This window comes from Rhodopirellula maiorica SM1 (genome assembly GCF_000346295.1).
In the GTDB taxonomy this organism is placed as follows: Bacteria; Planctomycetota; Planctomycetia; order Pirellulales; family Pirellulaceae; genus Novipirellula; species Novipirellula maiorica.
The window spans coordinates 1-2,215 of record NZ_ANOG01000112.1 but is presented as its reverse complement, the minus strand read 5'-3'; the positions used below and the strand labels follow the sequence as shown (position 1 = coordinate 2,215).

Sequence of the window (2,215 nt, the reverse complement as noted above, 5' to 3'; positions counted from 1 at the left end):
AGTGTTCCCTTGGGAACGTTGGTACACGAAACGCTACCACAACGCTCGGCCACTTCGGCGAGCGTTCGCAGGTACGCACCGAATTTGCCGATCGCTTTCGCCGCAACTTCATCGCACAGGTATTCGCGAGTCAATTCCGCACCGCGCGCAGCCGGCCCGACCAGCGGGTGAAACCAGAACAGCGTCGAACAGACTCCTTGCAGGAAGTGCTGCATTGGGTGTTGGGTTCGCAGATGCTCAAGTTCATGCAACAGCACATGTCGAAGCGCCGGTTCCTCCCCATGGCAATCTTCGACCAAATACGTTGGCAGCACAATCACGGGTCGATGCAGTTGCCAGCAGAATGGCCCCTGAATGTTTGGCGACGTCATGATTGCCAATGCCGGATAATTCGTTGCCGATATCCCAAACTGACGAAGCAATTTGGTGGTCGCCACGGGTTCACATTTATGTTTTAGAAATCGCAACAGGCTGATGCAAAGCAAACAACGGCGCAGCACCGACCATGTGACTCCGAATGACCAAACGATAGCCAGCGTGATTGCGATGCGGCTTTGCCAAACCACAACGCTGACCACGGATTCGCGAGACATCTCGGCAGGAAAATCAAACAGTCGGCGGTGTGGCAACAGCAACGCCGCAGTTACCAACCCAATGACACACAGGAAACACGTTGTCCAGAGCCGACACCCCCAACGCGCATCGGACACCCAACGACGCAGAGCGAACGTTGCCGCGATGACGACCGTGATTTGAAAACACAGTGTACTGCCGACCTCAAAGACAAATCGTGCATCCATCATGAATCCCCAAGTTTCGCAGCGGCTTTCTTGACCGCTTCGATGTCTTCGGCCGAAACGACGTTGGATTCGAGCAGGTTCAAGACGAGGGATCGAACCGACCCACCGAACAATTGATCGGCCAGCGATTTGACCATGCCTTCGCGTGCCTGTTCGCGACTCACTTTGGCGGTGTACGTGAACGCGCGGCCAATCTTGTTGCCACGACGAATGATCTTTTTATCTTCTAGAATCTTCATCGTCGTCATCACCGTGGTGTAGGCAAGATCACGGTCGATCGCTTCGACGACGTCATTGACCGTCACTGGTTCGCGGTCCCAGATAACGTCCATGACTTCGGCTTCGCATCGAGTCAGTTCGACAAGTTTCTTAGATCGTGGCATAGCATAAAAAATAACGGGTGAAATGAATTGCCGGAAAGCTTAAGTGTGACCGCAAACGATTGCTCGTCGACGTTCCCGGTTAGTGTTCGCGAAGTTGTGCCCAGCGGTGGTACGCTCGTAGGTCGACATCTTCGGTCACAAACGAAACGTGACCATCTCCCCAAAGGAAATTCGCACCGCCAGGGTGACGACTTGAGTGGTCGCATTCGTCGGCGAGTGGGTTGTTGATGCCTTCGAGTGCCGATCCGACTAAGCGAGCCGCCGCGTCCTCGCCAGTGAGACTGACGCCGATCCACGTTGACGGCACTTGAGCCATCGTGCGTTCGCCGACGATGATCGTGTTGGAGGTGCCACGCGAAAAATCGCGAAAACGCACCGCCCGATTTTCAAGGAACGCACCATCACCCGTTGGCGCCGGAATGTCATCGTCCGCTTCGATGGTGCCAAAGATTCCGACGTAGTTGCTGGTAGGTAACTGCAACAATGCGACTGGCTCGTTGATGGCTTCCGATGTCAGGAGCGCCGCCGCGACAGGTACGTCGTCTCCGTGTTCATTCTCGCCTTCCACTTCGCCTTCTTTAAACAGTGTAAACATCGGCTCGGTGATATCCGATGGGCACAGCATGATGGGCAACGATGTCGCACGAGCACCGTCATGTCGCGGATCATCCAATGGCAATCGCATGTCGATCTGATTGCCTAGCCTTTGCTGCTCCAAATAAGGAAGCAGCGGTACAGCCCAACCGTAGGCTGTTTCCGCACTGGGGTCGAATGTCCAGCCGACCGGGAAAGCACGCTTTGCGGCATGATGAATTTGTATCGCCAATCCGATCTGACGCATGTGGTCAGTGCACTGAACACGCCGCGCGGATTCGCGGGCGGATCCGATTGCTGGCAAGATCAGCGCGGTCAAAATGCCAATGGTGGTGATCGTCACCAACAGTTCGAGCACCGTGAAAGCGTCTCGATGAGCAAGGGTGCCTGAATCGCGGCGACAGAAATAGGGAGCAATATCCATGGTGTCAGCAGCAC

3 protein-coding genes are annotated in these 2,215 nt (G+C 55.2%); all 3 read right to left on the bottom strand.

Annotated elements, in window-relative coordinates; genetic code table 11:
* Positions 1-803, bottom strand: an 803-nt coding sequence (locus RMSM_RS03300) for a M56 family metallopeptidase (protein WP_236621985.1), incomplete at its 3' end; no start/stop codon positions are given.
* On the bottom strand, positions 800-1,183 hold the full coding sequence (locus RMSM_RS03295; protein ID WP_008691522.1) for a BlaI/MecI/CopY family transcriptional regulator: 384 nt from the start codon (positions 1,181-1,183) through the stop codon (positions 800-802). The genes RMSM_RS03295 and RMSM_RS03300, both read right to left, overlap by 4 nt.
* A 79-nt stretch (positions 1,184-1,262) precedes the next feature.
* On the bottom strand, positions 1,263-2,201 hold the full coding sequence (locus tag RMSM_RS03290) for a DUF1559 domain-containing protein (protein ID WP_008691520.1): 939 nt from the start codon (positions 2,199-2,201) through the stop codon (positions 1,263-1,265).
* Between the last annotated feature and the right edge of the window lie 14 nt (positions 2,202-2,215).